This window comes from Cupriavidus sp. BIC8F (assembly GCF_032465815.1).
GTDB lineage: Bacteria > Pseudomonadota > Gammaproteobacteria > Burkholderiales > Burkholderiaceae > Cupriavidus > Cupriavidus necator.
This window is the reverse complement of the sequence record NZ_CP136095.1, coordinates 1,118,692-1,144,062: the sequence shown is the minus strand read 5'-3', so window position 1 is coordinate 1,144,062 and position 25,371 is coordinate 1,118,692. Positions and strand designations below refer to the sequence as shown.

22 protein-coding genes are annotated in these 25,371 nt (G+C 66.0%); 7 read left to right on the top strand and 15 right to left on the bottom strand.

Annotated features, from left to right (window positions below; translation table 11 throughout):
- Nucleotides 1-17 precede the first annotated feature (17 nt).
- Both RS901_RS25375 and RS901_RS25370 read right to left on the bottom strand, forming a co-directional pair.
- Nucleotides 18-2,228 (bottom strand): hydantoinase/oxoprolinase family protein, encoded by a 2,211-nt coding sequence (locus RS901_RS25375; RefSeq protein WP_316156895.1) that lies wholly within the window; start codon nt 2,226-2,228, stop codon nt 18-20.
- On the bottom strand, nt 2,203-3,903 hold the full coding sequence (locus tag RS901_RS25370) for a hydantoinase B/oxoprolinase family protein (protein ID WP_316156894.1): 1,701 nt from the start codon (nt 3,901-3,903) through the stop codon (nt 2,203-2,205). Before RS901_RS25370 ends, RS901_RS25375 begins: the two co-directional genes overlap by 26 nt.
- An 86-nt stretch (nt 3,904-3,989) precedes the next feature.
- Here RS901_RS25370 and RS901_RS25365 point away from each other — a divergent pair, with 86 nt between their 5' ends.
- The 3 genes from RS901_RS25365 (at nt 3,990) to RS901_RS25355 (ending at nt 6,722) form a co-directional block, all read left to right on the top strand.
- On the top strand, nt 3,990-4,919 hold the full coding sequence (locus RS901_RS25365) for a LysR substrate-binding domain-containing protein (protein WP_316156893.1): 930 nt from the start codon (nt 3,990-3,992) through the stop codon (nt 4,917-4,919).
- Nucleotides 4,920-5,095: 176 nt separating this feature from the next.
- A complete protein-coding gene (locus RS901_RS25360; RefSeq protein ID WP_316156892.1) occupies nt 5,096-6,319 on the top strand; it encodes a pyridoxal phosphate-dependent aminotransferase in 1,224 nt (407 codons plus the stop codon).
- Between the two features lie 13 nt (nt 6,320-6,332).
- Nucleotides 6,333-6,722 (top strand): RidA family protein, encoded by a 390-nt coding sequence (locus RS901_RS25355; protein WP_316156891.1) that lies wholly within the window; start codon nt 6,333-6,335, stop codon nt 6,720-6,722.
- Nucleotides 6,723-6,815: 93 nt separating this feature from the next.
- Here RS901_RS25355 and RS901_RS25350 read toward each other — a convergent pair whose 3' ends face one another.
- Entirely contained in the window at nt 6,816-7,484 is a 669-nt protein-coding gene (locus RS901_RS25350; RefSeq protein ID WP_316156890.1) for an alpha/beta hydrolase, read from the bottom strand.
- A 478-nt stretch (nt 7,485-7,962) separates the two neighbouring features.
- Here RS901_RS25350 and RS901_RS25345 point away from each other — a divergent pair, with 478 nt between their 5' ends.
- Nucleotides 7,963-10,428 carry a DUF3772 domain-containing protein gene (locus tag RS901_RS25345; protein ID WP_316156889.1) on the top strand — a complete coding sequence of 822 codons (2,466 nt, stop codon included), beginning with the start codon at nt 7,963-7,965 and terminating at the stop codon, nt 10,426-10,428.
- A 237-nt stretch (nt 10,429-10,665) separates the two neighbouring features.
- On the opposite strand, the gene RS901_RS25340 is transcribed toward RS901_RS25345, so the two are convergent.
- The 9 genes from RS901_RS25340 to RS901_RS25300 form a co-directional block, all read right to left on the bottom strand.
- Nucleotides 10,666-10,947 (bottom strand): hypothetical protein, encoded by a 282-nt coding sequence (locus RS901_RS25340; protein ID WP_316156888.1) that lies wholly within the window; start codon nt 10,945-10,947, stop codon nt 10,666-10,668.
- A 10-nt stretch (nt 10,948-10,957) separates the two neighbouring features.
- The gene (locus RS901_RS25335) at nt 10,958-11,566 is read right to left on the bottom strand and encodes a hypothetical protein (protein WP_316156886.1); all 609 of its coding nucleotides are present in this window, start codon (nt 11,564-11,566) and stop codon (nt 10,958-10,960) included.
- A 5-nt stretch (nt 11,567-11,571) separates the two neighbouring features.
- Entirely contained in the window at nt 11,572-12,129 is a 558-nt protein-coding gene (locus RS901_RS25330; RefSeq protein ID WP_316156885.1) for a PAAR domain-containing protein, read from the bottom strand.
- A gap of 9 nt (nt 12,130-12,138) precedes the next feature.
- Nucleotides 12,139-12,555: a PAAR domain-containing protein gene (locus tag RS901_RS25325; RefSeq protein ID WP_316156884.1), complete on the bottom strand. Its 417-nt coding sequence runs from the start codon at nt 12,553-12,555 to the stop codon at nt 12,139-12,141.
- On the bottom strand, nt 12,556-12,816 hold the full coding sequence (locus RS901_RS25320; RefSeq protein ID WP_316156883.1) for a hypothetical protein: 261 nt from the start codon (nt 12,814-12,816) through the stop codon (nt 12,556-12,558).
- Nucleotides 12,817-12,967: 151 nt separating this feature from the next.
- The gene (locus tag RS901_RS25315; RefSeq protein ID WP_316156882.1) at nt 12,968-16,084 is read right to left on the bottom strand and encodes an efflux RND transporter permease subunit; all 3,117 of its coding nucleotides are present in this window, start codon (nt 16,082-16,084) and stop codon (nt 12,968-12,970) included.
- A gap of 6 nt (nt 16,085-16,090) precedes the next feature.
- A complete protein-coding gene (locus tag RS901_RS25310; protein ID WP_316156881.1) occupies nt 16,091-17,251 on the bottom strand; it encodes an efflux RND transporter periplasmic adaptor subunit in 1,161 nt (386 codons plus the stop codon).
- A gap of 2 nt (nt 17,252-17,253) precedes the next feature.
- Entirely contained in the window at nt 17,254-18,708 is a 1,455-nt protein-coding gene (locus RS901_RS25305) for a TolC family protein (RefSeq protein WP_316156880.1), read from the bottom strand.
- Between the two features lie 214 nt (nt 18,709-18,922).
- The gene (locus tag RS901_RS25300; RefSeq protein ID WP_114130469.1) at nt 18,923-19,327 is read right to left on the bottom strand and encodes a cobalt-zinc-cadmium resistance protein; all 405 of its coding nucleotides are present in this window, start codon (nt 19,325-19,327) and stop codon (nt 18,923-18,925) included.
- 320 nt (nt 19,328-19,647) lie between these two features.
- On the opposite strand from RS901_RS25300, the gene RS901_RS25295 reads away from it, so the two are divergent.
- Nucleotides 19,648-19,878, top strand: coding sequence for an antitoxin of toxin-antitoxin stability system (locus RS901_RS25295; RefSeq protein ID WP_316156879.1), 231 nt, complete (start codon nt 19,648-19,650; stop codon nt 19,876-19,878).
- Entirely contained in the window at nt 19,871-20,230 is a 360-nt protein-coding gene (locus RS901_RS25290) for a type II toxin-antitoxin system PemK/MazF family toxin (protein ID WP_316156878.1), read from the top strand. Before RS901_RS25295 ends, RS901_RS25290 begins: the two co-directional genes overlap by 8 nt.
- A 70-nt stretch (nt 20,231-20,300) precedes the next feature.
- On the opposite strand, the gene RS901_RS25285 is transcribed toward RS901_RS25290, so the two are convergent.
- The 3 genes from RS901_RS25285 to RS901_RS25275 all read right to left on the bottom strand — a co-directional run bounded on the left by RS901_RS25285 (nt 20,301) and on the right by RS901_RS25275 (nt 23,862).
- Nucleotides 20,301-21,923, bottom strand: a complete 1,623-nt coding sequence (locus tag RS901_RS25285; protein WP_316156877.1) for a rhodanese-related sulfurtransferase — start codon at nt 21,921-21,923, stop codon at nt 20,301-20,303.
- On the bottom strand, nt 21,920-22,537 hold the full coding sequence (locus RS901_RS25280; RefSeq protein WP_316156876.1) for a cysteine dioxygenase: 618 nt from the start codon (nt 22,535-22,537) through the stop codon (nt 21,920-21,922). Before RS901_RS25280 ends, RS901_RS25285 begins: the two co-directional genes overlap by 4 nt.
- Before the next feature lie 113 nt (nt 22,538-22,650).
- The gene (locus RS901_RS25275) at nt 22,651-23,862 is read right to left on the bottom strand and encodes an acyl-CoA dehydrogenase family protein (RefSeq protein ID WP_316156875.1); all 1,212 of its coding nucleotides are present in this window, start codon (nt 23,860-23,862) and stop codon (nt 22,651-22,653) included.
- Between the two features lie 390 nt (nt 23,863-24,252).
- On the opposite strand from RS901_RS25275, the gene RS901_RS25270 reads away from it, so the two are divergent.
- On the top strand, nt 24,253-25,350 hold the full coding sequence (locus RS901_RS25270) for an LLM class flavin-dependent oxidoreductase (RefSeq protein WP_316156874.1): 1,098 nt from the start codon (nt 24,253-24,255) through the stop codon (nt 25,348-25,350).
- The last annotated feature ends 21 nt before the right edge of the window (nt 25,351-25,371 follow it).

The following is a 25,371-nucleotide window of genomic DNA, read 5'->3' as shown; positions in this document are numbered from 1 at the left end:
CCTTGTCGCCGCTCAACTCACGCCGCGGATGCCAACGCCTCCGTCGCCATGGCCGCGGCAGGCTGGATTCCCGCCGGCGGCAACTCGACGATCAGGCTGCCCGAGCCATCCACGACGAGGCTCGCGCCCACCGGCAGCACCAGCGTGGTCGACGCTTCCTGCACCAGGGCTGGCCCTTCGACCCGGGTCCCAGCTTCCAGGCCATCGCGTTCATACACCGGCACCTTCTCATAGCGGCCCCATGCACCGACCCAGACACGTCGCGCGGTCATTGCCCTGGCCCGGCCCTGCGCCGTGGTCGACGCATCCAGCGGTGCGCTCTGTGCCGTGGCGCTCACCGCCACGCGGACGTTGACGACTTCGATCTCGCCCTTCGGCGGCACATGGCCGAAGGTGTTGCGATACGCCGCATGAAAGGCCGCCACAATGGACGCCGACGCGCCTTCCGTGTATGGGCCCGCCAACAGCGGCGTCACCACTTCGAAGCCCTGCCCGACGAAGCGAAGATCGGCGGAGCGTTCGATCCGCAGCGTTGCACCCGGCAGGGTTTCCTGGACCACGGCCTGCGCATCGGCTTCAAGCGCCGCGTAGACCGCTTCAAGCTCCGCCCAATCCATCTGCGAGAAGCGGCGGGGGAACGTCGCGACGCGGTCTACACGTGCCGGCGCCATCAGCAATCCAAGCGCCGACGCCACCCCCGCGCTCGGCGGGCAGATCGCCCGCGGGGTGCCGAGCCGGCGGGCAACCTCAAGTCCGTGCAGCGGGCCACCGCCGCCGGTCAGCAGCAGCGCGAACCGGTTCGCGACGTGCCCGCGCTCGGCCACGTGGACCCGCGCCGCCGCGGCCATGTTCTGGTTGACGACCGAGTAAATGCCCCAGGCGAACTCAGGCACCGAGATGCCGGCTTCCGCCGCAAGCGGCGCAATCGCCGCCCTCGCCTTCTCCACCTCCAGCTGCATGGTGCCACCCGCGAAGCCAGCCGGGTCAAGATAGCCCAATACGAGATTGGCGTCCGTGACCGTGGGCTGGGTGCCGCCGCGCCCGTAGCAGGCTGGACCCGGGGTAGAGGCGGCACTGTCGGGGCCGACCTTCAGCAGCCCGAGGGAATCGAGACGCGCGATGCTGCCGCCGCCCGCTCCGATCTCAATGAGTTCGATGGTCGAGATCGATATCGGCAAGCCACTGCCCTCGGTAAGGCGCTTCTCACGGCAAGCTTCGAACTGATGCGCGATCAGCGGCTTCGCCTCGTCGACAATGGCGAGCTTGGCGGTGGTGCCCCCCATGTCGAACGCGAGGACATCGGGGATCGACGCCCCTTCACCGAAGAACGCGCCGGCCAGTGCGCCGGCGGCCGGCCCCGACTCGAGCAACTGGATCGGCACGCGCTTGGCTTCCGCGATATGGGTCAGGCCGCCGTTGGACAGCATCATGAACAGCGGCGCCTGGATGCCGAACTCGTCGATCTCACGTGCCACGAGGTCGAGATAGCCATCGGCGAGGGGCTTGACATAGGCGTTGGCAACCGTCGTCACCGTGCGCTCGTATTCCCGGATCTGCGGCGAGACCTCGGACGAGATCGACACGAAGAGTTGCGGATAGGCCTCGGCGATCAATGCGCGGGCGCGCTCTTCATGGGCGCGGTTTGCATAGGCATGCAGGAACACAATGGCAACCGAGTCGACACCGGCATCGACCAGTGCGCCGGCCGCCCTGAGCACCGCCTTCTCGTCCAGTGCGATCTCGATCTCGCCGTCGGCGCCGATGCGCTCGCTGACTTCCATTCGCAGCCGTCGGGGGACCAACGGTCGAGGCAGTTCAATCTTCAGGTCGTAAAGCTCGTATTTGTGTTCGCGTGCCATCTCGAGCGTGTCGCGAAATCCCGCGGTCGTGATCAGGCCGGTCACAGCGCCCTTGCGCTCGATCAGTGCATTGGTGAACAGCGTGGTGGCGTGGATGACCCGCCCGACATCGGCCGGCCGCAGCGACTCACGGGCGAACAGGTGGCGCAGGCCGGCAATGACGCCGCGGTTCGGCGCGTCAGGCGTGGTCAGTTCCTTGTGCGAGACAACCCGGCCGGAGGCATGGTGGAAGACAACGATGTCCGTGAATGTGCCACCGATGTCGATGCCCAGCGAAAGCGTAGATGTGGTCATGGATCTGTCTGGAATAGTAGGTTGGGGTGTGGTCGGCGTGCTTGCTGCTTCAGGAAGCGGCGGCAACGTATTCATCCAGTGCGTCAGCCTCGCGGGCCGCGGCGCAGCGCTGCGCGGCCGGGCCGTATCCGCCGCCACCGGGCGTCTTCATCTCGACCACGCCGCCCGGCCGGATGATCTGCTGCAGCTTGGCGTTGCACGGCTCGCCGTCGATCAGCACTTGCCCCGGCGCGCCATCGCCGCCGCCCCCCAGTCCCTTCGCGGCCGCTTCTGGGCGGGTCCGCTCGGCCATGAAGCTCACCGTCATGGGGCTGGCAGACCGGTTTTCGAAGCGGATCTCCTGGCCCGTGCCGCCGCGGTGGCGTCCGACACCCCCGCCGTCCTGGCGCAGGCGCCGGTGGTGTACCCGGATCGGCAGCAGTTGTTCGATGGTTTCGACCGGCGTCGACGAGATATTGCTCGGCCAGGAAAGGACATTGATGCCATCGCGGCCTTGCGCTGCGCCATAGCCGCCGTTCATGAAGAACATATTGGCGTAGGTGCTGCCGTCGTCGCGCTGGCCCGACACGTTGGCGCACCAGAGCGGCGAACCGACGCCTGCGATGACCCGCTCCGGCATCGCCTCCGCGAAGGCCGCCATCACCATCACCGGCAGCATATGGCCGACCAGTGCCCGGGCGCCGCCGGCCGCGGGCGGCAGCGCGTTCAGGATGGTGCCCGGTGGCGCCGTGACCTCGATCGGGGCGATCACGCCTTCGTTGCCTGCCACATCCGGCAACAATGCGGTACGCACGCCGTAGCACGTGTAGGCCTTGGTGTAGGCCATGCAGACGTTGATGGAAGCAGCCACCTGCGGATCCGTGCCGGTGTAGTCGACCGAGATGGAGCCGTCCTTGACGGTCATTGTCATTTGGAGCCGGATCGGTTGCGCCAGGCCATCGGTGATCGCGCTGCTGTGGTACACGCCTTCCGGGATCTTCCGGATCGCGTCCCGCATTGCCTTTTCCGAACGGGACTGGATTTCCCTGGCAACATCATCCAGCGTTGCCAGGTTCTGGGCCTCCAGCAGCGAGAGCACACGCCGCTCCATCAGGTTCAACGCGTTGAGCTGCGCGTAGAGGTCGCCCATCACCATCTCGGGCTCGCGCACGTTCTTGCGCAGGATGCGTTCGAAGGTGGGATCGATCTCGCCGCGGCGCATCACTTTCATGATCGGGATCTGCAGCCCTTCTTCGTAGACGGTACGCGCATCCGCCGAACGGATGCGGCCGCCGATGTCGGGCGCATGGGCCACCGAGCCGGCCCAGGCGACGATCCGCCCCTGCAGGAAGATCGGCTTGGCAACGGTGATGTCCGGCAGGTGGCCGGTGCCGAGCCAGATATCGTTTGTGATCAGCACATCGCCGGGATGCAGGTCGTCCTCGGCCACTTCGGCAATGAAATGCCGGATCGTCTGCGGCGCGGTGTTCAGGAAGGAAGGGATGCTGTGCGTGGCCTGCGCCATGGAGTGGCCCCGGCTGTCGGTGAGGACGCAGGCATAGTCGTTGGATTCACGCACGTTGATCGAGAAGGACGTCCGAACCATCGCAACCGCAGCTTCATCCGCGATCGAGATGAGCTGCGTCCACAGCAGTTCCAGCGTGATGGCATCAAGGGGGGAGGTCTTCATGGGTCGTTGGCGGTCGCGTTGGGTACGACTGCATTTTGTGGAACGCGCCCATGTCTGCATAATATTTTCTCTGGGGTACACTATTCCAAAACGACATACCTCAGATGCCCCACTACGGTGAGGTTCAGGCGCTCGTTTCACCATGCGTGTGCACAAGGCAAGGCTTTATGAATGACGACGACGACATTTCCTTTTCTCCGGCGCTGAAACATCGCCACATTGAGGCATTTCGCGCGGTAATGATTCGCGGTACGACGACCGAAGCGGCGCTGATGCTCCACGCTTCGCAGCCCGTTATCAGCAAACTGATCGCGCGTTTCCAGGCAACCAGCGGGCTGAAGCTGTTTGAACTGCATAAAGGACGGCTGGTACCGACGCCGGAAGCCCGCGTACTGTTCAATGCGATCGAGCGCAGCTATATCGGCCTGGAGCAGATCGGCCAGACCATCGCCGAACTGCGCGGCACGCACAGCGGGCGCATCCAGGTCGGCTGCCTGCCTTCGCTGGGCATGGGCACGCTCCCGGAAATCGTCAAGGCGTTCATGGACCGGCATCCGGGGGTGGAGGTCGTGATCGAAACGGTTGCCTCCTCGCTGGTCAAGGAAGGCGTAGCCTCCGGACGGCTTGACCTTGGCATCACCTCGATGCGCATCGATACCGCGGGCACGGATGTGGAAGCGCTTGCGCGGGTCAACGCCGTCGCTGTCATGTCGCGGACCCATCCGCTCGCCAGGAAGCGCTCGATTCGCGTCGAGGATCTCGATGGCTGTCCGTTCCTGGCGGCCGGCCGCCACGACGACATGCACGCCAGCATGCTCGCGCTCTTTGCCAAGCATGGCGTCAATCCCAAGATTGTCTCGGAAACCACCTACGCACTGACCACCTGCATGCTGGCCTTGCACGGGGCCGGCATCGGCGTCGTCTCGCCGTTTGTGGTGCCGGACCTGAAAAAACTCGGGCTGGTGGTCAAGCAGTTCTATCCGCGCGTGCCGGTGGAGCTGGCGGTCCTCACCCCCAAGGACATGCCGATCTCACGCCTGAGCGACGCTTTCCTGCAGACGCTGCGCAAGTCCCTGAAGGCCTTGAAGGAGGACTGAATGGCCTATGCCCTGGTGGAATAGCCTGGTGGCGTAAAAGCATTTGTGCGGCATGGGTGGAATCCAGAGAATGCATGGCAACGCTAAGCGAGTCGGCATCGCGTCGAGCAGTACCGGACGCGCCGACGCACCGCCTGGCCCAGCCAACCAAGTTCATTCACTGGAGACCTCAGACCATGACTCCGCTTGAGCGTAGATTCGCCAACCTGCTGACGGACCATGCACCCGGCCAGGAAGCCCGTTACGCGCCGCGCGCCCTCGGTGACGCCATGCGTGGCGAAATCCTTCCCGGGACGCCGGTCGACTTTTCGCACGGTGATGTCAATGCCAACGCCTTTGCGCCGACGCCTGGCGCCCTGGAGGCGGTTGTCGCCGGTGTGGCCCGCGGCGGCGAGCAGGCTTACACCGAATATCGCGGGTCCGCTGAGATCCGGGACCTGCTTGCGGGCCGGCTGGCGTCATTCACCGGCGCGCCGGTCTCCGCGGAAGACGAGCTGATCATCACGCCCGGTACGCAGTGCGCCCTGTTTCTCTCGGTCGCGGCGACTGTCACGCCCGGCGACAAGGTTGCCATCGTACGTCCCGACTACTTTGCCAACCGCAAGCTGGTGGAATTCATGGGCGGCGAGGTGGTTCCGGTTGAGCTTGACTATATCGACGCCAGCGGTGGTGCCGGAATCCGGCTCGAACAACTGGAAGCGGCCTTCCGTGCCGGCGTCAGGACCTTCGTCTTTTCCAATCCCAATAACCCGGCCGGGGTGGTCTACGCACAGCAGGAGATCGACCGGATTGCGGAGCTGGCGGACCAATACGGCGCCACGGTGATCGTCGACCAGCTTTACTCCCGCCTGCTCTACTCAGCCAATGAATATGTGCATCTTCGCGCAAGGCAGGTGAATCCGGACAACGTGCTGACCATCATGGGCCCCTCCAAGACCGAGTCGCTGAGCGGATATCGCCTCGGTGTCGCATTCGGATCTGCCCGCCTGATCGACCGCATGGAGAAGGTGCAGGCGATCGTGGCACTCCGCGCGCCGGGATACTGCCAGGCCGTGCTTCGCTCCTGGTTCGCCGAGCCCCACGGATGGATGGAAGAGCGAATCCGGCAGCACGAAGCCATCCGGGACAATCTGCTGCGCGTATTTCGTTCCGTCGACGGCGTAGCGGTCAGGACGCCCCATGCAGGCAGCTACCTGTTCCCCCGCCTCCCGGCCCTGAGCGTTTCGCTGCATAGCTTCGTGCACGCGCTGCGCCTGCAAGCCGGTGTCACAGTGACCCCGGGGACCGAGTTCAGCCCGACGGCGACCGACAGCGTCCGCCTGAACTTCTCACAGAATCATGAGGCTGCCGTCGAAGCGGCGAAACGCGTGGCTCAGTTGATCCAACGCTATCGAGTGTAAAGAGGAACCTGCCTTGAATCCCGTCGCATTCACCAGTCAGACCGTCCCGCCTCCCGCCGGCACGTATAGCGTTGCAGTACAGGCGCACGGACTTGTCTTCCTTGCCGGCCAGACACCGAGGGATCGACACAACCAGCGGCACGGCGATGCCCCGTTCGCGGTGCAGGCAAGGATGGCGCTCGACAACCTGGAGGCGGCGGCCAATGCGGCGGGGCTCTCTCTGAAGCATGCAGTGAAGGTATCTGTATTCCTGAAGAACCCCTCCGACGCTAAAGCGTTTGACGCAATCTATGCGAACTATGTGGGCGACCCACCGCCTGCGCGCTCCCTGATGCAGTCAAATCTGGTCGGCTTCGACATTGAAGTGGATGCAGTCTTGATGGTCCCGGCAGGCATCACGTAGCGTGAAGGAGAGCGTGCAAAAGCTGGGGAGGTAGATTTCGTCAGGTCCCCTGGCTTGCGGCGGGATGAAAGCCGCGTCCGGCCCCCTAAGCCATCAGGCGGCCGCCCCCGCATCGGGACGATCCAGGTACCCGCCGACGATACGGACCAGCAGCGGCAGCTTGCCGGTAAAGAAGTGGTCCGCCCCCGGCACCACCACCACGGGCAGCCCCTGCGGGCGCGCCCAGTCGAACAGCGCGCCGAGTTCCGCGCGCTCGTCACGCTCGCCGTGGACCACCAGGCAATCGGCGGGCACGGCCGGCGTGTCATAGCTGCGATGCGCCTTGACGGTGCCGTAAGGCGTGCCGGCAAGCACCAGGTGCCGGATCGGCACCGACTGCGCCGCCAGGGTGGCGGCGACATGGGCCATGACGAAGGCACCAAAGGAAAAGCCGGCCAGTGCCAGCGGCAGGCCGGGATGGGCCTCGCGCAGATGGGCGACGACGGCGAGCATGTCCTGCGCCTCGCCGCTGCCCTGGTCATGCTCGCCCGCGGACCCCTCGACCCCGCGGAAATTCGGCCGCACGGTCAGGAAGCCGCGTGCCACCAGCGCCTTGGCCAGCTGGTGCGGCACCTTGTGCGTGGCCGAGCCGCCCAGCAGCGGATGCGGATGCGCCACCACGGCGATGCCTCGCGGCGCGCCGGCGGGACGGTCGACCAACATTTCAATCTGCCCGGCCTCGCCGCCGAGCTGCGCCTTTTCCGTGCCTGACGGAACAGCCATGCCTTCTCCTGGTGATGACAATGGGCCGCCTGCGGCCCGAAAACCGTGATGGTAATGCCATTCCCGCAGGCCGCGCCGGCTGGCGCCCGGCCCTGCACCGCGCGCCGCGCGCGCGTATCCGTATCAAAATGTCAGCCAGTGCACCATCCGACACCCCGCAGGGCTGGGTGGCGCATCCGCTTTCGTATAATTCTGCGAACCGCGGCAAGGCCGTTTTCCGTTTTCCCCTGGGCCCCGCCGCCATCGGTCAGCACGTCCCGTGTCACGCACGCCGGCCTGCCAGGCAGCCCGCCGCGCTTCGTGCCCTGACCAGACTTCGCCGAAGGGAGCGCCAGCGAGCGGTCATCCCTTCCCGTGTTCATTGCCGGTGTTCCGGCCGTTCCCGCATCCCATCGCCGCCGCATCCGACGCATGCCAGCGCGATGCCTTGCCGATGCCGGAGCCGCCGCAAGCCGTCACCATCCGACGAGATTCCGCCATGAGCAAAGTTTCACGGCTCGCACTGGGCCTTGCGCTCGCTGCGCTATGCCACCTGATGCCGGCCACGCTGCCCGCCGCACTGGCCGCCCCGGGATCCGAAGCGGCTTCCGAGGCCGGCGCCCAGCAGGCGCCCGCCATCACCCACGGCGAGGCCACCGCCGAACTCAAGCGCCTGCAGACCGAGCAGGACCGCATCAAGCAGCAGGCCTCCGACCCGGAGGGCAACACCAGGCTGCATGAACTCGAAGAAGCGCTGCAGAAGCTCGGTGTCGACGTCGACAAGCTGTCTTCGGCGCTGACGCCGCAGCGTGCGCAGCTGCAGGCGCAGCTGGACGTGCTGGGTCCGCCACCGGCGGCCGGCACCACCAAGGAAGCGCCGGCCGTGGTCAAGCAGCGCGCCGAACTGAATGCGCGCCGTGCCCAGCTTGACGCTCAACTCAAGCAGGCGGGCGAGAGCAAGGCGAACATCGCCAACCTGAGCGACCAGCTGGCGCGGCTGCAGCGCAGCCAGATCAAGGACCAGCTCGCGCTGCGCTCCGAGAGCATCCTGAATCCGCAGTTCTGGAAGCCGCTGGCCAGCCCGACGCAGGAAGACCAGGCGCGCCTGGCCACCTTTACCGACCAGGTGGTGCCGATGGCGCAACTGGCCTGGCAGCCGTCGCAGCGCGCCGCCACCATCGCCTTGCTGCTGCTGGCCCTGGCCGTATGGACCCTGGGCCGGCGCCTGGCCGAACGGGCACTGGCGTGGTTCTGCCTGAACAAGCTGCCGGAGACGCGCCTGCGCCGCAGCGCCCTGGCGCTGGCCACCACGATGGCCACCGTGTGCACCACCGGGCTGGCGGTACAGCTGGTCTACAACGCCTTTACGCGCAGCTATGAACTGCCGCCGGACCTGACGGAGCTGTACGGCCAGTTGCTCAAGCTGACGCTGACCAGCGCGCTGATCGCGGGCCTGGGGCGCGCGCTGCTGTGCACGCGCCATCCCTCCTGGCGCCTGCCGGCGCTGGCCGACCCGGTCGCGCTGGCGATGAAGCCGTTCCCCGCCGTGCTGGCCGGCCTGTTGCTGCTGGCCGGCACGCTCGAGCAACTGAACCGCATTGCCGATACCAGCGTGCAGGTCACGCTGCTGTGGCGCGGGCTGGTCTCGCTGGTGGTGGTGCTGACCATCGGCGCCGCGCTGCTGCGCGCCAACCGCGTGCGCAACGTGCTGGCCGCGGCGGGCGAGCGCCCGGAGGCGCGCGCCACGCTGGCGGGCATGATCCACGCCGGCGTGTCGGTCATCGTGCTGGTGTCGGTGGTGGCGCTGCTGGCCGGCTATATCAGCTTTGCACGCTTCCTGACCTACGAGCTGGTCTGGTTCGACATCGTGCTGTGCAGCCTGTACTTGCTGACCCAGGTTACTCGCGACGTCTGCGAAAGCCTGCTCTCGACCAACTACGCCAGCGGCCGCGTCATCAAGCAGTTGTTCGGCGTGGACGATTCGCACCTGGAGCAGGCGTCCACCATCTTGTCAGGCATCGGCGCCAGCGTGCTGCTGCTGGTGGCGGTGCTGGCGCTGCTGACCGGCGGCTTCGGCACCACACCCGCGGACCTGCTCAACAGCCTGGTAATGGTGCTGGGCGGCGAGAAGCTGCACAGCCTCAACATCATGCCCGACCGCATCCTGAATGCGCTGATCGCTCTCGGAGTCGGCATCTGGCTGCTGCGCTCGGTGCGGCGCTGGCTCGATGGGGAACTGCTGCCCAAGGTCTGCAAGGAGCCGGGCCTGCGCGCCTCGCTGATCACGCTGTACAGCAATGTCGGCTACGTGTTGCTGGTGCTGCTGGTGCTGTCGCTGCTGGGCGTGCGCTGGGACAACCTGGCGTGGATCGTCAGCGCGCTGTCGGTGGGTATCGGCTTCGGCCTGCAGGAGATCGTGAAGAACTTCGTCTCCGGCCTGATCCTGCTGACCGAGCGGCCGGTCAAGGTGGGCGACATGGTCAGCATTGCCGGCGTGGAAGGCGATATCCGCCGCATCAACGTGCGCGCCACCGAGATCCAGCTGGGCGACCGCTCCACCGTGATCGTGCCCAACTCGCAGCTGATCTCGCAGAACCTGCGCAACGTGACCATGAGCAACAGCACCCAGGGGGTGGCGTCGCTGCAGCTCACCTTCCCCCTGAATACCGACCCCGAACAGCTGCGCGACCTGCTGCTGGATGTCTACCGCGAGAACGAGACCATCCTCGACGTGCCGGCACCCTCGGTCATGTTCAGCCAGCTGGCGCCCAACGGCATCACGCTGTCGGTGACGGGCTATGTCGGCAGCCCGCGCATCGCCGCCAACACGCGCAGCGACCTGTTGTTCGAGATCCTCAAGCGCCTGCGCGCCGCGGACATCTCGCTGTCGGTGCCGCAATCGCTGCGGCTGGAAAACATGCCGCAGCTGGGGCAGGAGCCGCTGCGTGAGCTGGCGGCTGGCTGACGGGCACCGGCATTAAAGCAGCCTGACCCCTTGCGTGCTCCCTCTCCCGCTTGCAAAGGAACTGAGGGCTGGTGAATTGTTGCGCCAGAGGGAAAAGGCAAAGGCGGCCCCCGAAAAAACTGGTCCATTAGCGCGACCGGTTTCCGAATCGCAGACATTGGCTGACCTGGGCATCCGCAAGGAGCAGTCCGCCCGCTGGCAGGAAGCGGCCGGGAGGCGGTGCGCAGTGTCATATGCTCAAAACGAATAAATAAACCATCCCCAGAATTCGAAAAACGGAAATAGCGCAACAAGAAACAGAAATATCATCGCGCGATCCTTCCTGTTCATCATCGCAACAATTGCCGCCAAGAACACAGCGAGCGCCCACAGCCCAAAGAGTGCAAACGAAACCTTCATGCTGATCGGCATTTCCATCAAACCATCATGAATGTCCATTTCCCTCCATGCGCGCCGCCTAAAAATCGCCGAAGCGAAGATGAAGCCGAATTGAAGAAATGCGAGTGCAATATAAGGCATCCTCATTGCTCTAGCCTCGCTTGGGGTAGTAATTCTTCCTTACCAGACGCTTGGATTTTTCCAAGGCCTTTTCAAGCTCTGCGGGTGTAACGGGAGTCGGAAGCCATCGCGGATCATGCGCCATAATTCCGACTAGCTCCAGAACATCTGCAACGTTCGATGAGCAACTGTTATCAAAAAGGCTATAGGTGGTGGAGCCTGGATGCTTTCTCTTGAATTCCTGATCGACCTTAATACGTCGCTCAAGCTCTCGCTTGATGATTGCCTTCTCCGCAGGAGATAATCTTAGCACAAGACCTGCACTATCCCGCCACTGATTTCCATGGGTAGTTAATGTGCCATTGGTCAACTGAAGGGTGCCGCCAAAAAAGTAAGTCCGTTCGTCGGTTTTTACGTATTCCTCGTGTGCCCGGCTGTAGATTACTCCATCCACGATAATCGCAACATGACCCCATTGCGAGCCGCTGCTAATTAGGCGAGAATCACTGACCACAACTTCGACTGTTGTCGAATCAGTCTTTATCTCTTTTGCGGCAGAATCATTTGTTTGGGTTGTTTCCTTGGTTGACACAAGGCGATACTTCACCCCTTTCGGGGAAACGTGCGTCTGTTCTGACATGCTTGTTAGCCCGCAATATAAACTCTGATAGTTTCGGCTTCTTCGACGGACGAAAGCAAATGCGTTTGCCCTTGCTCGTCGGTTTCCCCGTATTCGATCCCACCGGCCTGTCGTTCAATCGCATAGGCCGTCCTAGGCATGGGTGAGCCATTCGCCTCGCGAATTACATACTTGTCGTTAAATCGGCCATTATCAGCGGATTGGAGCGGTGAGGAGATGGCTGGCGAGCCAGCGCTACTTGGCGCATAGGACCTATTCCACTGCGCAGCATCCTCAGCCGTCATGGTCATCGTGTTGGGACGCGACGCATGGAAAACGGGCGGCGGATTGCAGGCGCAGGCGCAGATGTCCCCGCTCAAGGCTTCTTCCTTGCCATCATCGCTGGAAGGCCAGCGCGGGCCAACGCAGACGATGACGCCCGTTCGCTTGCAGACGGGGCAGTACACCGGATCGCCTTCGCGCGCAGTCGGGATGCCATCGTAGCTGGAGCTGGGACTGCCGCCGATGATCATTGCGCCATTGTCAGCCTTGTCGCCTTTGATGAGATAAGTTCTGGTGACCATGGCCGCACCTCAGATGCGCACGGGACAGTAGGCGGGGTCGAGCAGGCCAGGGATAGGCTTGTCTGCCGATTCATGGAATTCCAGCGCCGTCACGGGGCTGAACACAATGGTGTCGCCATTGCTCAGGGGGCTGCCGATGAGGGCCACCGGCACGCCTGCTGACTCGCACGCCCTGCCTGCGCCCGCCATGATTACCGCTGTACTGCCATCTGGGTAGGTCACCACATCGCCAACCCGTGCGATGGGACCGCCATCGCAGCTTTGATTGCCAGAACCCTTCATGACGTCACCGCCGTTGGCGGTCGTCGCACCTTCGAATGCTGCAACGTAAATCTTCTTGGTTTTTGCGTTTTGCATCACTGATCCTCGGTTGGAAACGACTTTTTTGCCGAATGCCATTGAGCCGAAATCGACGGTGGGGATCAATCAGACATGGCCTAAATTTGGGGATGATTTTTCAAAAGTCTTGCATGACGGCCGGGCGGCCTGGAGGCTATTGTTTGCGGGATGACCGCGACCGGCCTCCTGGGCTGTGGTGCGGACGCCTGGAAGCAGCGTCGGGGCTACGCTTCCTTTCTGCTTCACCGCCAAAGGCGCAGGCGACCATGGAAACGTCCGGGGCGCGCTCAGCAGGGCCACCAGCGCGTCTTCGGCGTCGCGGTCGAGCATCCGGCGCAGCGCGCGCATGATGATCTCCTGTAGCGAGGAACGGGCCGCACTCTTCCCCCGGCCCCTCTCCCGCACTGAACTGACCCCCAAAAGTTGCCTCCAACTTCTGGGGGTCAGTTCACATGTGGGAGAGGGGGAGCAAACCAGCGGGGCGCGAGACGACGTCGCCTTACACCGGCACATCCGTGGTCGGATCCGGCCTGCGATCATCAAACCAGCGATACAGCGTAGGCACCATCACCAGCGTCAGCAGCGTCGACGTGATCAGCCCGCCGATCACCACCACCGCGAGCGGGCGCTGCACCTCGGAACCCGGCCCCGTCGAGAACAGGAACGGCACCAGGCCCAGCATCGCAATGGTCGCGGTCATCATCACCGGGCGGAAACGCTGGGTCGCGCCCTGCACCACCGCCTCATCGACCGACAAACCCGAGTCGCGCAGCGTGCGGATATACGACACCAGCACCACCCCGTTCAGCACCGCCATGCCCCACAGCGCGATAAAGCCCACCGAGGCCGGCACCGACAGGTATTCGCCGGTGACAAACAGCCCGATGATGCCGCCGATGGAGGCAAACGGCAGCACCGTGATGATCAGCGTGGCAAAGCGCAGCGAGTTGAACAGCAGGAACAGCAGGAAGAAGATCGCGGCGATGGTCACCGGCACGATGATCTTCAGGTGGCCCATGGCGCGTTCCATGTTCTGGAACTGGCCGCCCCACTCCAGGTAGTAGCCTTCGGGCAGCTTCACCTTGGCGCCGGTGGCCTGCTGCAGCTCGGCCACGAAGCCGCCGAGGTCGCGGTCCTTCACGTTGATCATCACCACCACGCGGCGCTTGGCCATTTCGCGGCTGATTTGGGCCGGGCCGTCGTTGACCTCGATCTTTGCCACGCTCTGCAGCGGCACCTGGGTGCCGTTGGGCGTGGACACCAGCAGCTGGCGGATGGCCTGCTCGTTGTTGCGGAACTCCTCCGGCAGGCGCACCACCGCGGCAAAGCGGCGCTCGCCTTCGAAGATGTCCGTGGCACGCTTGCCGCCGATGGCGATCTCGATCACGTCATGGATGTCGGACACGTTCAGCCCATAGCGCGCAATCGCCTGGCGGTCGATCTCGATCGACAGGTACTGCTGCCCCGACACGCGCTCGATGCGGATGTCCTGCGAGCCCTGGATGCCGCCGGCCACGCGGGCGATCTCGCCCGCCAGTTCGCGCAGCTTGTCCAGGTCGTCGCCGAACACCTTCACCGCCACGTCCGAACGCACGCCGCTGACCATTTCGTCGACGCGGTCCGAGATCGGCTGCGCCATCACGATCTGCACGCCGGGAATGGCCTTGAGCTTGTCGCGGATGGCGTTGGCGATATCGTCCTGGGTCCAGCCGTCGGGCCACTCGCTGCGGTCCTTCAGGCTGGCGATCGGGGTCGACTCGTTCTGGCCCTGCGGGTCGGCCGGACTTTCGCCGCGGCCCACGCCGGACACCACCGACTTCACGCCCGGCACGCTCAGCACCAGCTTGTTGGCTTCCTTCTCCAGCTTGATCGACTCTTCCAGCGATATATTGGGCACGCGGTCGATCGCGGGCACGATCGAGCCTTCCTTCATCTCCGGAATGAACGAGGTGCCCAGCAGCGGCACGATCGCCAGCGTGGCGACGAAGGCCGCCACCGCGCAGATCACCGTCTTGCGGCTATTGCCCAGCGCCCAGTGCAGCAGGCGCAGGTAGTGGCGCTTCATGAAGGCGATCACATGCGTGTCGTGCTCGGCGCCGCCCTTGAGCAGGAACGACGACAGCACCGGCGACAGCGTCAGCGACAGGAACAGCGAGATCGCCAGCGCGATCGAGATGGTGAACGCCAGCGGCGCAAACATCTTGCCTTCCATGCCCGACAGCGTCATCAGCGGCAGGAACACCAGGATGATGATACCCACGCCCACGATCACCGGCGTGGCCACTTCCTGCACGGCCTTGACCAGGATCTCGGTCTTGGTGAGGCCCGGCTCCTTGTGGCCGAGCCGCTCGAACGCGTTCTCGACCACCACCACCGAGCCGTCGACCATCAGGCCGATGGCAATGGCCAGCCCCCCCAGCGACATCAGGTTGGCCGACAGGCCCACCTCGTTCATCACCATGAAGGTCAGCAAGGGCGTCAATACCAGCGTGGCCAGCACGATCACCGACGAACGCACGTCGCCCAGGAACAGGAACAGCACGATCACCACCAGCACCACGCCTTCCAGCAGCACCTTGGTCACGGTCCACAGTGCGGAGTCGACCAGTTCGCTGCGATCGTAGTACGGCACGATCTGCAGCTTGCCCGGCAGCATGCCGCGCTCATTGATCTCGGCCACGCGTGCCTTCACGCGGCTGACCACCTCCTTGGCATTGCCGCCGCGCATCATCATGACGATGCCGCCGACCGCCTCGGTCTGGCCGTTCTTGACCAGCGCGCCCTGGCGCACCTCGTGCCCGATGGTGACGTTGGCCACGTCGCGCAGGTATACCGGCGTGCCGTTGATCTCCTTGAGCACGATGCTGCCCAGGTCATCCACGCCGCGGGCCAGGCCCACGCCGCGGATCAGGTACTGCTCGGCATAGTGCGGCAGCACGCCGCCGCCGGAATTGGCGTTATTGCGCGCCAGCGCCTCATAGACCTGCTGGGTCGAGATCTGGTAGTGGCGCATGCGTTCCGGGTTGACCAGCGCCTGGTATTGCCGCACGTAGCCGCCCTGCGAGTTGATCTCGGCCACGCCCGGGATCGAGCGCAGCAGCGGGCGCACCACCCAGTCCTGGGCGATGCGGCGCTCGGCCAGCTCTTCCTGCGTCAGTTCGCGGTTGCCGTCGTCGGCACGGTCCAGCGTGTACTGGTAGACCTCGCCCAGGCCGGTGGAAACCGGGCCCAGCACCGGCGACACGCCTTCCGGCATGCGCCCGCCCACTTCGATCAGGCGCTCCATCACCAGCTGGCGGGCAAAGTACACGTCAGTGGCGTCGGTAAACACCAGCGTGATCAGCGACAGGCCCGCCTTGTTCAGCGAGCGCATCTCTTCCAGGCCGGGCAGGCCGGTCATGGCCATTTCCACCGGCACGGTGACAAAACGCTCGACTTCCTCGGGCGAGCGGCCCGCGGCTTCGGTGGCGATCTGCACCTGCACGTTGGTCACATCGGGGAAAGCATCCACCGACAGCTTGGTGGCAGCGCGCAGGCCGAAGAAGAACAGCACCACGGCAATCACGCACACCACCAGCCGCTGCTTGATGGCGGCTTCGACTAGGGATTTCATCATGGCCGATTACCCTTGCTCGAGGCGCTTGCGTTCGTTGTCGAGATGGAAGGCGCCATCGACCACGATGCGGTCGCCGGCCTTCACACCGTTCTGCACCACGCGCATGCCGTCGCTCTCGGCGCCCAGCCTGACCTTGGTGAGGCGGTACTTGTTGCCCGGCATCTCGACATAGACCAGCTCGTCATTGCCGTCGCGCACCACCGAGGCGGCCGGGATCACCAGCTGGTCGACCGGCTTGCCGGCGATCAGCATGCTGGCCAGCATGGCCGGCTTGAGGCGCCCTTCGCGGTTCTCCAGCTCGGTACGGACCAGCACCGTGCGCGACTGCGGGTTGACCGTGCGGCCGACGTAGATCAGCTTGCCGGTAATGTTCTTGCTGCCCGCGCCGTTGCCAAGCGAAGGCACCTCGATGTCAACGCTTTGCCCTTCGGCCACCTGGGCGGCCTGTTGCTCGGGCACTTCGGCCACCACCCATACGCGCGACAGGTCTGCCACGGTATAGAGCGCATCGGCCGGCTGCACCACCTGTCCTTGCGCCACGTTGCGCTCGACCACGGTGCCGCTGATGCTGGAAAACACCGGCGAATGCGAGTTGATGCTACCGCTCCTGGCCAGATCGGCGATCGATGCCTGCGACATGCCCAGCACGCGCAGCTGGTCGCGGTAGGCGCGCATCTCAGCCGAGGCGATCGCCAGCTCGCTCTCGCGGCGCTGCAGCTCGCCGCGGCCGATCACGTCGGCGGCAAACAGCTGGCGCGCGCGCTCGGCGTTGCGGCCCTGCAGCTCGGTCTGGGCCTCGCTCTTCAGGAAGGCCATCTGCGCCGCGCCCAGCTCGCTGCTGTGCAGGCGCGCCAGCACCTGGCCGGCCTTCACTTCCTGGCCCAGGGTGGCATAGAGGTCGGTCACGCGGCCGGTCACGCTGGCGCCGATGCGCGCCACGCGTTGCTCGTCGAAGTCGACACGGCCGGCCACGCGCAGCATCTCGCTGAACGGGGAGGTGGCCACCGGCGCCACCTTCAGCCCCTTCTGCAGGTTGCCCTCGGGCTGGATCACGCCCGGCGGCAGCTTGGGCGCTTCGGCGACGGGTTCAGGTTTGTCAGAGCAGGCCGCCAGGCTGAACGTCAGGACGGCAGCGGCCGTCAGCGAAAGCAGGAAATTGGGACGCATGGTTATTTCTGTTCGATGGTGGAGGTCGGCTGCAGGCCCGGCGCTGCGGTAGCGCCCGGGGCGGTCGACATAAGCTTTTCGATCTGGATGGCGGCCACCTGCACGTCGTACTGGGCGGCAATCAGCTCATTGCGCGCGCCGCGCAGCACGCGCTGGGCATCGAGGTAGTCCAGGATGCCGCGCTCGCCGAAGCGGTAGGCGGACTCGGCCACGCCCAGCGCCGACTCGGCCTCGCGCACGATGCCGGACTCAAGCGCCGTCACCTGGGCCTGGTTGATCTCGTACTGGCGGTAGGCGGCTTCCAGCTCCTGCGTCAGCTCGAACTCGCGCGCTTCCAGGGCGCTGCGCGCCTGCGTGGCCTGCGCCGTGGCCTCGCCCACCGGGCCGCTGCGACGGTCCCACAGCGGGATGGTCAGGACCAGGCCGATCTGCGAGACGTTGTTGTCAGGCTGGCGGTCGGTGCTGGCGCGCACCGCCACCTCGGGCCAGCGCAGCGACTTCTGGTAGTTCACGCCCAGCTGTGCGCGCTCCAGCTCCATGCGGCGCTGGACCAGCTCGGCATTGCTGGCGGTCATGGTGTCGCGCAGCACCGGCAGCGGCGGCACGTCGGGCGACTGGCCCAGGGTGCCGGCCAGCGAATACTGGCCCGGCATGGCACCGCCCACCTGCTGGCGCAGCGCGGCCTTGGCCTGGTTGACGCGCAACTCGGCGGTCTGCTGGTTCTTCTGCGAGGCCAGCAGTTCGGTCTCGGCCTTGATCAGTTCATAGCGCGGCGCCTCGCCCACCTCCACGCGCAGCCGCGCCCGCGAATGGATCTGGCGCATCATCGCCAGGTCTTCCTCGGCGGCATGCAGCTCGCTCTCACGGCGCAGCACCTCGTAGTAGGCGGTCTTCACGCGGGCGGCCAGGTCGGCCCGGAAGCCTTGCCGCATGGCCTGCGACGACTCCAGCCCGCGGGTGGCCATGGCCTCGCGCAGGCTGCGCTGGTGCGGGTAGTCCAGCTTCTGCACCACGGCGTAGCTGGGCGCATTGCCGCTAGTCACGCCCGGCTGCTTGCCGGACAAGCGGCCGTACATCACTTCCACCTGCGGGTTGGGATAGGCACGTGCGCTGCTGATGGCCGCGCTGGCGGCGTCGACACCGGCCTCGGCGGCGGCCACGCCCTTGTTGGTGGACTGGGCCAGGTCGAGCAGCTGGGGCAGCGAGTAGGCGGGTCCCGCCTGGACGCCGGCCGATGCGGCGGATGCGGGCTTCGGCACCGCCGCGGCCGCCAGGATGGCGGAGCCCGGCATGGGTGCGGCAGCAGGTTTGGTCAGGGGTGCGGGGGCGGCCGGCGCGGCACCGGCCGCGTCCGTTGGCTTCGGGGACACCCCGCCTTGTGCGCCGGCATGGGCCGGGGCGGTGGCGAGCGCGATCAGCGAAAGCGACGCGATCAGGGTCAGCTTGGTTGTTGTCATGAGTCGGGAAAGCAAGCAATACGGCTGCCTGTCGCCATGCTGCCGCCCGCCCCGGGGCGAGCGGTCACTTGGACGCGATCACGGCAGGACGCACAACGGCAGCGGCTTGCCCGCGCTCAGGCAGCAGGCAGGCTGGCGATATCAGACAAGGGGGCGCGGCCCACGGCACGGCGGCGGCATGCGGCAGCGCGTGCGGTACGGGCGCAGGAAACGCTCAGGCGCGGGAAATGGGTGGCCGGAAGAAGGCCGAAGGCGGCGGCTCGGCGCGGCCAGGCGGATGCTGGGCGACGTCCCCGGAGGGCAGCAGCAGCTTCACTGGAGGCAAGGCAATCAGGGCGCTGGATTCCTCGATCTCGTCGAGCAGGTCGAGGGGATCGAGCAGATCCGCCGACCAGATATTGCAGTACCCGGGGGGCGGGTCGTCGCAGATATCGTCGTCATGCAAACCGTCGTCGCCGGGCACGATGATCCGGCCCAGATCGTCGACAGGCTGCACCGCCGCCAGGTCCACCAGGTCAACGCTGGCCTGCGCCTGCAACGCCGCGCGCGCGTCCGCCACTGCTCCGAAGGAGAGCAGCGACAAGCACATGGCAGTCAGCAGGAGGTACAACAGTCGCATTGGATCGGGGCATTGACGGCATCGCCCCGGGCCCGCTGTCGGGGCTGGCCGGTGGGATGCTGCAGGACAGCATTGTAACGTAACGATTACGATTGACAGGGAATCGTTACGTTCGTTCCCTTGCTGTAGAGAGATCGGGCACCTGCAAGGGCTTTCAGACTCCTCCAACTTCTGCCCAATCCACTTCCCAGCCACGCTCTGGTCACTGCTTCCAAACCCTGTAAGCCGGCCGGAGCATCCATCTGTTGGTGGTTTTGTAATACAAAAATGAGAGACAAATGAGCGCTATACTTCCGTATTACCCAGGTACGGAGCCATTCATGCAAGGAACGACTTTGTCCTTTCGTGCCGGCGAAGAACTGGCCGACCAGACTCGCGCGCTGGCAAAGGCATCGGGACAAAAAACTTCCGACTACATCCGCGATGCCGTGCGCGAGAAGAACGAGCGGGAAATGGCCTCCCGTATCGCCATGCTTTCCCGCAAGCTCTCGGCAAAGCACCTGGCCGCCAGCGAAGACATGGACACATCGGCCGGAGACGGCCTTGACTGAGCTGAAGCGCGGGCAGATCTGGGAGGTCGATCTCAATCCCCAGGCGCATCGGGAAGAGCCGGCCAAGCGCAACCGGCCGGCGCTGGTCATCCAGACGGATTTGCTCAACGACGCCGGCCATCCGACCACGATCATCGTGCCCGGAACATCACAAATCGAGCGCGAGGATTGTTTTCCGTTGCGGGTCGCGCTGGGCAAGCTGCCTGGCCTGGCCTATGAGACGGACCTGCTGATCGACCAGGTCCGAGCGGTATCCAAGCGCCGGTTCATGGGCGGCCGGCCGGTCGCCACGCTGGCGGCCAATCACCTTCGCAAGGTGGAAGAGGCCATGCGTCTGCTGATCCGCCTCTAGGCCTTCCGGTCTCGCCCCGTCGCCGGCCTCGCTGCATGATATGCAGCGTCAGTGCATATCATGCAGCGCCCTACACCACCCTGAACCCATGCGTCCCATCGCGCTCCAGTTGCGCGATCAGCCCGAATTCCCAGTCAAGATAGCCCTGCATCGCCTCGCGCGGGTTGTCGGTGCCCTCATACGGCCGCCGGTAGCGGTCAGTACGTTCCGAGGCCAGGCGCGTTTCCCCGCTTTCCAGCGGCAGTTCCGCGGCGATCCACGCCTGGGTGCCGCCTTCCAGCACCAATACCTGCGCATCGGTCAGGCGCCGCAGGTCGGCGGCGGCAAAGCGCGCCAGCAGGCTCGAACCGCAGGTGAGCACGTAGCGCCTGGGCTGCGGAATGCGTGGCAGCGCCTCAGCCAGTTGAGCGCGAATGACGAAGTACGCGCCGGGAATATGGCGCTTGACGTAGTTGGCGCTGGTGGTGAAGTCGAGGACAGCGGTACTGCGATCGCCTGCATCAAGCCACGTGGCCAGTTCGGCCGCAGTGACGGTCGATACCGGCGCTGACGCCGGCACCGGTGCGCTGAGCGCGCCGGTTTCGCTGCGCGCTGCCGCGGCCACCGGTTCCACCACCCAGACGTCCCAGCCCATCTGCGCCAGCCATGAGCCGGTCATGCTGGCGCGCACGTCGTCATCATCCGCCAGCACGATGCGCGCGCCGCGCACCGGAGCGGAATGGTCGGTCTCCTGCACCAGCTGGCCGCCTGGCGCGTTGACAAAGCCCGGCAGGTGGCCGTCGGCGAATTCCTCGGGCGTGCGCACATCGAAGCGGTACACGGTGCGGCCGGGCTGCTGCAGCGTTTCGATCTGGGCCAGCGCAATGCGGCGCACGCCGGCCCGGTCGGCGATCTCACGCGCGCCGCGGCGGGCGCTGTCGCGGTTGGCGTCGCTGACCGCGGCGGGGGCGCGGCGGCTGGCACCGTGGTCCAGTTGCTGGCCGGCCAGAGTCCAGCCGATGGTGCCGTTGCGCAGCGCCGCCACCGGGTTGGGAATGCCGGCGTTGACCAGCGACTGCGTGCCGATGATGCTGCGCGTGCGCCCGGCGCAGTTGACGATCACACGCGTGTGCGGATCAGGCGCCAGCTCGCGCACGCGCAGCACCAGTTCTGCGCCCGGCACGCTGGTGGCAGTGGGAATGCTCATGGTCTGATACTCGTCGAAGCGGCGCGCATCGACGACCACCACATCGGCCCTGGTGTCGATCAATGCCTGCACTTCCTCGGCGGCCAGCGACGGCGTGTGGCGCCTGGCCTCGACGACTTCGCCGAACGACTTGCTCGGCACGTTGACGTCGCGGAACACCTCGCCGCCGTCGTCGATCCAGGCGCGCAGTCCGCCTTCCAGCAGGTGCACGCGCGTATAGCCCAGCTCGCGCAGCACGGCCGCGGCGCGCGGCGCCAGGTCAGTGCCGGCATGTTCGCCGTAGACGACGATCAGGGTGTCGCGGCGCGGGATGCGCGCCCACGCGTCGATCTCAAGCCTGGACAGCGGGAAATTGGCCGCCCATAGCGGGTGTTCCTGCGCGAAGGGATCTTCCTCGCGCACATCGATCAAGGCGATCTCGTCGCGGTTGAGCAGCGCCTTGCGCACCGCGTCGCGCGAGTACGTCGGAAAGGCCGGTGCGGCTTGCGTAGCAGTAATCGTGGTCATGACTGGGCAACTTCGCGGGAACGGTCCCACAGGTTGGGCAGGGTCCGGTTGGAATAGCCGGAGACAAAGGGCTTGCGCGTGCCGTCCTCGGCATAGACCGAACGGCGCACCGCGCCGATATTGGCGCCGTACACATGGATGCTGACCGAGACGCGGTCGTCATGCACGTTGTTGACGAGGTGGATATCGCCGACCGTGGGCGATACGGCCTCGATCTGACCGGGCAGCAAGCGCACGGCGTCGCCATGCGGCACAGGCCGGCCGCCAGCGTCGAGCGCGAACGGTTGCGAGTCTTCCGCGCCGCGCAGCATGCCGATCAGGCCCCATACGGTGTGGTCGTGGATGGGCGTGCGCTGGCCCGGCCCCCAGACAAAGCTGACGACCGAGAAGCGTTCGGCGGAATCGCAATGCAGCAGGTGCTGCTGGTAGTACTCGGGATGCGGCTGGGCCCAGGCTTCGGGCAGCCAGTCGTCGCGCGCAACCAGCTTTGCCAGCAGCGCCCCGCCTTCGCGCAGGATGCGGGGCTCGTCCGGCTGCTGGTCCAGCAGCGCGGCCAGGCCGGTGATGAAGTCGCGCAGCGGCGCGAGCGTGTTGGGGGTGGAGGTGCTGCCCATGGGAATGACTCCGGAGTGTCTCGTTCTGGTTTGCCGGCGCGCCGGGCGCCTGCGGTGCGGCCCTCTGCGGGGCGGTGCTGCCGCAAACATAGCACGGCCAGGCAGGCCCGCGCTTACAGGCCAAGCTGCGCACGCCCGGCGGCGACCAGGATGGAATCGTTCTGCGGCGTATGGATGCGGCTGCACAGCACGTCGCGGTAGTGGCGCTCCAGCGGGTTGTTGCGGCTCAGGCCGTGGTTGCCGGATAGCTGCAGCGCCAGCTCCACCGCGCGGATCGCATTGCTGGTCACGGTGTACTTGAGCAGCCCGCTGTCGGCCGGCGTGGGCGCCTCGCCCGCGTCGGTGCGCGCGGCGGCATCGTCCAGCAACACCTGATTGGTCCGCAGCAACGCGGCGATCTCGCCGATCGCTTCCTGCACGCGCGGCAGCGTGGCCAGCGGCGCGCCCAGGCTGCCGGGCGCGCGCTCGCGAACGAAAGCGCCGATCCATGCGGCGGCAGCGCGTGCCACCGCGTCATAGAGGCTGCCCAGCAGCACGATCATCCAGGCCTGCTGGTCGGCGTTGGCGTCGATGTCGGCCTGGCTGGCACCGGCCGGCGCCCATGCTGACGGCGGGCGGATATCGACTGCGTGGTCAGGCGGGATCCAGACGTTGTCGAGCACGGTCTCATGGCTGCCTGAAGCGCGCAGGCCAAGGTGGTTCCAGTTTTCGACGATGCGCACGCCCGCGATGCCGGCCGCCGGTCCGGGCACCAGGAACACGCCCACGCGCGGCTGCGGTTCGTCGGTGCGCGCCCAGACCGCGAGCCAGCGCAGCGCCGGGATGCCGGTGCTGTACAGCTTGCGCCCGCTGATGCGCCAGCCGTCGGCCACGCGCGCGGCCACCGTGGCCGGCAGGCCGCCGCGTGCCGGCGATCCCAGTTCCGGTTCCACCCGCAGCGCATTGATCAGCGCACCGTCCTGCACCGCACTGGCAAAGACCTGGTCGCGCACGGTCTGCGGCCAGTGCGAATCGGCGCGGGCAATCGCGCGGTGCTGCAGGTAGGTCATGGTCAGCACCAGCGCGGTTGCGGCATCGCCGCCCGCCACCGCGGCCACGATGCGGCGCGCCTGCGCCAGACCCGCCCCGCCGCCGCCCTGCGCGTGCGGCACCACCTGCGCAATCAGGCCATTGGCGTGCAACTGCGCAAAGTTGTCGTGCGCAAAGCTGGCAACGGCATCGTGCGCGCCGGCACTGGCGGCAAAGCGCGCGGACAGCCCGGCCAGCACCTCGCCAAGGCGCGCTTCGCTGCTGGGCAGCCTGCGCAGGGTAGACGTTAAAGACATGGAAAAAGACTCCGGGAAGGATGACGACGAGGCGCGCTGCCGGCGCGCGGCCCGCACCGAATGCCGCAAAGTGTCCTGTTCCGCAAATACCTTGCCATGAAATCGCCCAGTTGGCCGCCATGCGTCGTTGCGCGTCGTTGCCATAGCTACGGCTATCGCGCCTCCTCGCGCCTAGCCTGACGACCAACTGGACGATTTCATTCTGGCAAGCCATCTGCGGACCAGGACAGTAGCGTAGCGCCGGCACCGCATTCCGAAAACGACGCATATTGAATATGGACCGTCGTTTTTATTCGTTAGCGAGCGCGCGCGCCTGTCGTACTTTCTGCCTCAGCCCAACACCATCCGGGCGGTCACGCTGCCGCCCTCACCGAACACAGGAGAACGCGCATGAGCGTCGATTTCATCGGCATGATCCAGAGCCAGAAGCAGTCCGAGATCCATCCGCCGTCAGGCCCGGTGATCGATCGCAACTATGTGCGCGCCTTTGCCCAGGCCCACGAGCAGGCCGGCTTCGACCGCATCCTGGTGCCGCACCATTCCACCGGGCCGTCGGCAACGCTGACCATCGCCTACGCGGCTAGCGTGACCGAGCGCATCCACTTCATGCTGGCGCACCGCCCCGGCTTTACCGCGCCGACGCTGGCGGCGCGCCAGATCGCCACGCTCGACCAGTTCAGCGGCGGCCGCCTCGGGGTGCACTTCATCTCCGGCGGGTCGGACAGCGAGCAACAGCGCGACGGCGACTTCCTCGACCATGACCAGCGCTATGCGCGCACCGACGAGTACCTGCATATCCTGCGCCGCATCTGGACCGAGCCCGCGCCGTTCGACCACGAAGGCCAGTTCTACCGCTTTACGCAGGGCTTTTCGGAGGTCAAGCCGGTGCAGCAGCCGCATGTGCCGATCTATTTCGGCGGCGCCTCGGAAGCGGCGCTGGCTGTCGCCGGCAAGCATGCCGACGTCTACGCGCTGTGGGGCGAGTCGCTCGGGCAGGTGCGCGAGCTGACCGGCCGCGTGCGTGCCGAAGCCGCGCAGCACGGCCGCACGGTGCGCTTCTCGGTGTCGTTCCGCCCGGTGCTGGCCGAGACCGAAGAAAAAGCCTGGGCCCGCGCCGACAGCATCCTGGAGCGCACCCGCGCCCTGCGCGTGCAGGCCGGCTACAGCCGCGGCGGCCCTCAGCAGAGCGAAGGCGCACGGCGCCTGCTCGCGGCGGCCGACAAAGGCGACCGGGTCGACCAGCGCCTGTGGACCGCGATCGCGCGCGAGACCGGCGGGCGCTCCAACTCCACCGGCCTGGTCGGCACGCCGGAGCAGGTGGCGCAGGCCCTGCTGGCGTACTACGAACTGGGCGTCACCACCTTCCTGATCCGCGGCTTCGATCCGCTGGAAGACGCCATCGACTATGGCCGCGAGCTGATTCCGCGCGTGCGCGCGCTGGTAGCGCAGCACGACGCCGCGCAGCAGGCGCAGCGCAAGGCCGCCTGACGGCCGCACCACACAACACAA

Excerpts from the sequence above, each read along its gene's own strand:
- RS901_RS25375 (WP_316156895.1), bottom strand. The coding sequence starts at position 2,228 with ATGAATACGTTGCCGCCGCTTCCTGAAGCAGCAAGCACGCCGACCACA.
- RS901_RS25365 (WP_316156893.1), top strand. The coding sequence starts at position 3,990 with ATGAATGACGACGACGACATTTCCTTTTCTCCGGCGCTGAAACATCGC.
- RS901_RS25360 (WP_316156892.1), top strand. The coding sequence starts at position 5,096 with ATGACTCCGCTTGAGCGTAGATTCGCCAACCTGCTGACGGACCATGCA.
- RS901_RS25350 (WP_316156890.1), bottom strand. The coding sequence starts at position 7,484 with ATGGCTGTTCCGTCAGGCACGGAAAAGGCGCAGCTCGGCGGCGAGGCC.
- RS901_RS25345 (WP_316156889.1), top strand. The coding sequence starts at position 7,963 with ATGAGCAAAGTTTCACGGCTCGCACTGGGCCTTGCGCTCGCTGCGCTA.
- RS901_RS25340 (WP_316156888.1), bottom strand. The coding sequence starts at position 10,947 with ATGCCTTATATTGCACTCGCATTTCTTCAATTCGGCTTCATCTTCGCT.
- RS901_RS25335 (WP_316156886.1), bottom strand. The coding sequence starts at position 11,566 with ATGTCAGAACAGACGCACGTTTCCCCGAAAGGGGTGAAGTATCGCCTT.
- RS901_RS25330 (WP_316156885.1), bottom strand. The coding sequence starts at position 12,129 with ATGGTCACCAGAACTTATCTCATCAAAGGCGACAAGGCTGACAATGGC.
- RS901_RS25320 (WP_316156883.1), bottom strand. The coding sequence starts at position 12,816 with ATGCGCGCGCTGCGCCGGATGCTCGACCGCGACGCCGAAGACGCGCTG.
- RS901_RS25315 (WP_316156882.1), bottom strand. The coding sequence starts at position 16,084 with ATGATGAAATCCCTAGTCGAAGCCGCCATCAAGCAGCGGCTGGTGGTG.
- RS901_RS25310 (WP_316156881.1), bottom strand. The coding sequence starts at position 17,251 with ATGCGTCCCAATTTCCTGCTTTCGCTGACGGCCGCTGCCGTCCTGACG.
- RS901_RS25305 (WP_316156880.1), bottom strand. The coding sequence starts at position 18,708 with ATGACAACAACCAAGCTGACCCTGATCGCGTCGCTTTCGCTGATCGCG.
- RS901_RS25300 (WP_114130469.1), bottom strand. The coding sequence starts at position 19,327 with ATGCGACTGTTGTACCTCCTGCTGACTGCCATGTGCTTGTCGCTGCTC.
- RS901_RS25295 (WP_316156879.1), top strand. The coding sequence starts at position 19,648 with ATGCAAGGAACGACTTTGTCCTTTCGTGCCGGCGAAGAACTGGCCGAC.
- RS901_RS25285 (WP_316156877.1), bottom strand. The coding sequence starts at position 21,923 with ATGACCACGATTACTGCTACGCAAGCCGCACCGGCCTTTCCGACGTAC.
- RS901_RS25280 (WP_316156876.1), bottom strand. The coding sequence starts at position 22,537 with ATGGGCAGCACCTCCACCCCCAACACGCTCGCGCCGCTGCGCGACTTC.
- RS901_RS25275 (WP_316156875.1), bottom strand. The coding sequence starts at position 23,862 with ATGTCTTTAACGTCTACCCTGCGCAGGCTGCCCAGCAGCGAAGCGCGC.
- RS901_RS25270 (WP_316156874.1), top strand. The coding sequence starts at position 24,253 with ATGAGCGTCGATTTCATCGGCATGATCCAGAGCCAGAAGCAGTCCGAG.